Source organism: Ralstonia sp. ASV6, from assembly GCF_016429285.1.
In the GTDB taxonomy this organism is placed as follows: Bacteria; Pseudomonadota; Gammaproteobacteria; order Burkholderiales; family Burkholderiaceae; genus Ralstonia; species Ralstonia flaminis.
The window spans coordinates 1-3,504 of record NZ_JAELUI010000268.1 but is presented as its reverse complement, the minus strand read 5'-3'; the positions used below and the strand labels follow the sequence as shown (position 1 = coordinate 3,504).

General features: G+C 64.5%; 4 protein-coding genes. 1 reads left to right on the top strand and 3 read right to left on the bottom strand.

Annotated features, from left to right (window positions below):
- Positions 1–787, bottom strand: a 787-nt coding sequence (gene lysA / locus JHD73_RS27155) for a diaminopimelate decarboxylase (RefSeq protein WP_199033238.1), incomplete at its 3' end; no start/stop codon positions are given.
- Positions 788–853: 66 nt separating this feature from the next.
- Positions 854–1,084, bottom strand: coding sequence for a lipoprotein (locus JHD73_RS27150; protein WP_199033237.1), 231 nt, complete (start codon positions 1,082–1,084; stop codon positions 854–856).
- Positions 1,085–1,209: 125 nt separating this feature from the next.
- On the opposite strand from JHD73_RS27150, the gene cyaY reads away from it, so the two are divergent.
- Complete coding sequence (cyaY, locus tag JHD73_RS27145; RefSeq protein WP_199033236.1) at positions 1,210–1,551, top strand: iron donor protein CyaY; 342 nt, start codon at positions 1,210–1,212, stop codon at positions 1,549–1,551.
- A gap of 71 nt (positions 1,552–1,622) precedes the next feature.
- Here cyaY and JHD73_RS27140 read toward each other — a convergent pair.
- A partial coding sequence (locus JHD73_RS27140; RefSeq protein WP_199033235.1) for a penicillin-binding protein 1A occupies positions 1,623–3,504 on the bottom strand: 1,882 nt, incomplete at its 5' end.

The window sequence follows — 3,504 nt, the reverse complement described above, 5'->3', positions numbered from 1 at the left end:
GGTCCAGCAGCGTGCGTGCGAAGGCGGTGATATCCGGCGGCGTCTCGTCGGTGTAGGTGATGCCCAGGCCGCCGCCCACGTCGATGTGCGAGAGACGGATGCCTTCGGCGTCGAGCTTGGTCACCACGTCGAGCACCTTGTCCAGCGCATCCAGGTACGGCGACACCTCAGTGATCTGCGAGCCGATATGGCAGTCGATGCCGACCACACGCAGGTTGGGCATCGCGGCAGCGGCGCGGTAAGTCGGCAGCACCTCGTCAAAGGCCACGCCGAACTTGTTGCCCTTCAGGCCGGTCGAGATGTACGGGTGCGTCTTGGCATCCACGTCCGGGTTGATACGCAGCGACACGGGCGCGGTTTTGCCCAGCGATGCGGCCACGTCGTTCAGACGATGCAGCTCGGGAATCGACTCCACGTTGAAGCACGCCACGCCGACTTCCAGCGCGAAGCGCATTTCATCCGCGCTTTTGCCCACGCCGGAGAACACCACCTTCGACGCTGGCGCACCCGCAGCCAGCACACGCTTGAGTTCACCTGCCGAGACGATGTCGAAGCCCGCACCCAGCTGAGCGAACACTTGCAGCACGGCCAGGTTCGAGTTGGCCTTCATCGCGTACTGCACATGCGCGTTGCGACCCTCGCACGCGGCGGCGTAAGCGCGATAGTTGGCCGTGAGCGCAGCGCGCGAATACACATAGGTTGGCGTGCCGAATTGCGCGGCAATCGCGTCGAGCGCGACGCCTTCGATCATTAGGGCGCCGTCCTGGCGGATCAGGGACTCGGACATGGGTGAGGAGCAATCAGGGCGCCATCTTGAGCAGGGCAGGTGGCGCCGGTTGAAAAGAGAAGCGGATCAGCGGTTGGCGGGCACCGCGCTGGCGGCGTCTGCAGCGGGTTTGGCGCCAGGCACCGGCGGTTGCGGCACGGCGTTCGGGCCGGCGATGCCGGGGTCGGTCGTTTGCGGCGCGGTCGGCGCAGACGGCACCTTGGGCATGTACAGCGGCCCGCGAATCCCGCAGCCGGATAGACCTGCGGCCGTCAGGGTCAGGCCGACAGTGGCTACAATGGCGGCGATTCGTGTCATCGGATGGTGATGCGGAAAAGAGCCCAAGGGTGCAACCTTGCGGCAATCAGAGTCACATGGGGCGAGGCGCTAAACGGTTGAAAAAGGCCGCCATGCCGCGCCCGCGCAAGATTTTGGAGTGTAGCATGCCCCCCCTGACCGAATCGGAGTTCTTGGCCCTGGCCGACGCTGAGCTTAGCCGTGTCGAACGCATCGTCGAGGATGCCGCCGATGAGGCCGACGCCGACATCGAAGTCAGCCGTGTCGGTAACGTGCTGACGCTCGAATTTGACGACGGCTCCAAGATCATCATCAACAGCCAGGCGCCGATGCAGGAACTATGGGTGGCCGCGCGTGCCGGCGGATTCCACTTCCGCCATAGCAATGGCCGCTGGACGGACACCCGCAGCGGCGAAGAGCTTTACGTTGCCCTGTCGCGCTATGTCAGCCAGCAGTGCGAAGTGGATGTGACGCTGGCTGCCAACTGACCGCTACGCGTATCCGCTGCACCAAACAAAAAGCCGCCCCGAAGGGCGGCTTTTTTCGTTGGCAATGAAGCTCAGTTGCCGCGGAACATGTCGAGAATCTTCTGCTTCTCCTGTTCCGGTGTCGGCGCCAGGCTGCCGTTTGGCTGCGGCTGGTCGCCGCCCGGTGCCGAAGCAGGGCCAGAGGCGCCCGGCATCGCATCGCCCAGGCCCACCGAGGCGATACCCTGGCCGTTGGCGTACTCCTCGTAGGCCCAGTCGCCGGCCATCTGCACCACACCTTCAGGCGGCTGGCGATCTGTCTCGGGCTGGCCCTTGAGGGCATAGCTCATGTAGTTGATCCAGATCGGCAGGGCCAGGCCGCCACCGGTTTCGCGGTCACCCAGGCTGCGCGGGTTGTCATAGCCCATCCAGGCCACGCCAACCAGCTTGGGCGTATAGCCGCAGAACCACGCGTCGAACGAGTCGTTGGTGGTGCCTGTCTTGCCGGCCATGTCGTTGCGGCCCAGCTTGGCCTTGGCCTGATAGCCCGTACCGTTCGACACTACGCTACGCAGCAGCGAGTCCATGATGAAGTCGTTGCGCGGATCGATCACGCGCACGGCGTCCTTGGCGGCCGTCATCGGGTGTGCCTGCTGGATGACGGTGCCGCGCGCATCGACCACGCGATCAATGATGTACGGGTTGACGCGGTAGCCACCGTTGGCGAATACCGAATAGGCGCCGGCCATCTGCAGGATCGTCACCGAGCCCGCGCCCAGCGCCATCGGCAGATAGGCGGGGTGCTTGTCCGCTTCGAAACCGAAGCGCGTGATGTATTGCTGCGCGTACTGCGTGCCGATGGTGCGCAGAATGCGCACGGACACCAGGTTCTTCGACTTCTGCAGGGCGCGGCGCATCGTCATCGGGCCGTCGTAGCCGCCGCCGTAGTTCTTCGGCTCCCACACCTGTCCACCGGTGTCGCCGGTCGGGATCGACAGCGGTGCATCGTTGATCACCGTAGACGGCGAAAAGCCCTTGTCCACCGCCGCCGAGTAGATGAACGGCTTGAAGCTCGAGCCCGGCTGGCGCCACGCCTGTGTGACGTGGTTGAACTTGCTGCGGTTGAAGTCGAAGCCACCGACCATCGAGTAGATCGCGCCCGTCTGCGGATCCAGCGAGACAAAGCCCGAGGCCACTTCCGGCAACTGCGTGATCGACCACTTCTGCGTCTTGGTGTCCTGGATCACGCGGATGACCGCGCCCGGACGCAGCTTGATCTTCGGCTGCGCATTGGCCGACAGCGCTGCCTGCGCGAATTTCAGGCCGTCGCCCGCCAGATCGATCGTCTCGCCCGACAGCATGGTCGCGCGCACCAGCTTCGGCGCCACGCTCACCACCACGGCCGATTGCAGATCGTCGCTGCTCGGGTGTTCGAGCAGGGCATCGTCGATTGCCTGTTCGCGGTCGTCCGCGTCGGCGGGCAGATCGATGAAAGCTTCTGGGCCGCGGTAGCCATGGCGGCGCTCGTAGTCGAGGATGCCGCGACGCACCGATTGATAGGCCACGTCCTGATCGCCCTTGCGCAGCGTCGTATAGACGTTCAGGCCACGCGTGTAGGTCTCTTCACGGTACTGGGCGTACATGAGCTGGCGCACCATTTCTGCCACGTACTCGGCGTGCACGTCGAATTCATGGCCCTCGCTGCGCACCGGCAGTTGTTCGTTGATGGCCTGGGTGTACTGCTCCGGCGTGATGTAGTGCAGGTCGCGCATGCGCTGCAGGATGTACTCCTGGCGCACCTTGGCGCGCTTGGGGTTCACCACCGGGTTGTATGCCGACGGCGCCTTGGGCAGGCCGGCCAGCATGGCGGCCTCGGCCAGGGTGATGTCCTTGATGTTCTTGCCGAAGTAGATCTGCTCGGCGCTGGCAAAGCCGTATGCGCGCTGGCCAAGGTAGATCTGGTTCATATAGAGC

Coding starts and splice junctions, on each gene's coding strand:
- cyaY (WP_199033236.1), top strand. CDS start 1,210: ATGCCCCCCCTGACCGAATCGGAGTTCTTGGCCCTGGCCGACGCTGAG.
- JHD73_RS27150 (WP_199033237.1), bottom strand. CDS start 1,084: ATGACACGAATCGCCGCCATTGTAGCCACTGTCGGCCTGACCCTGACG.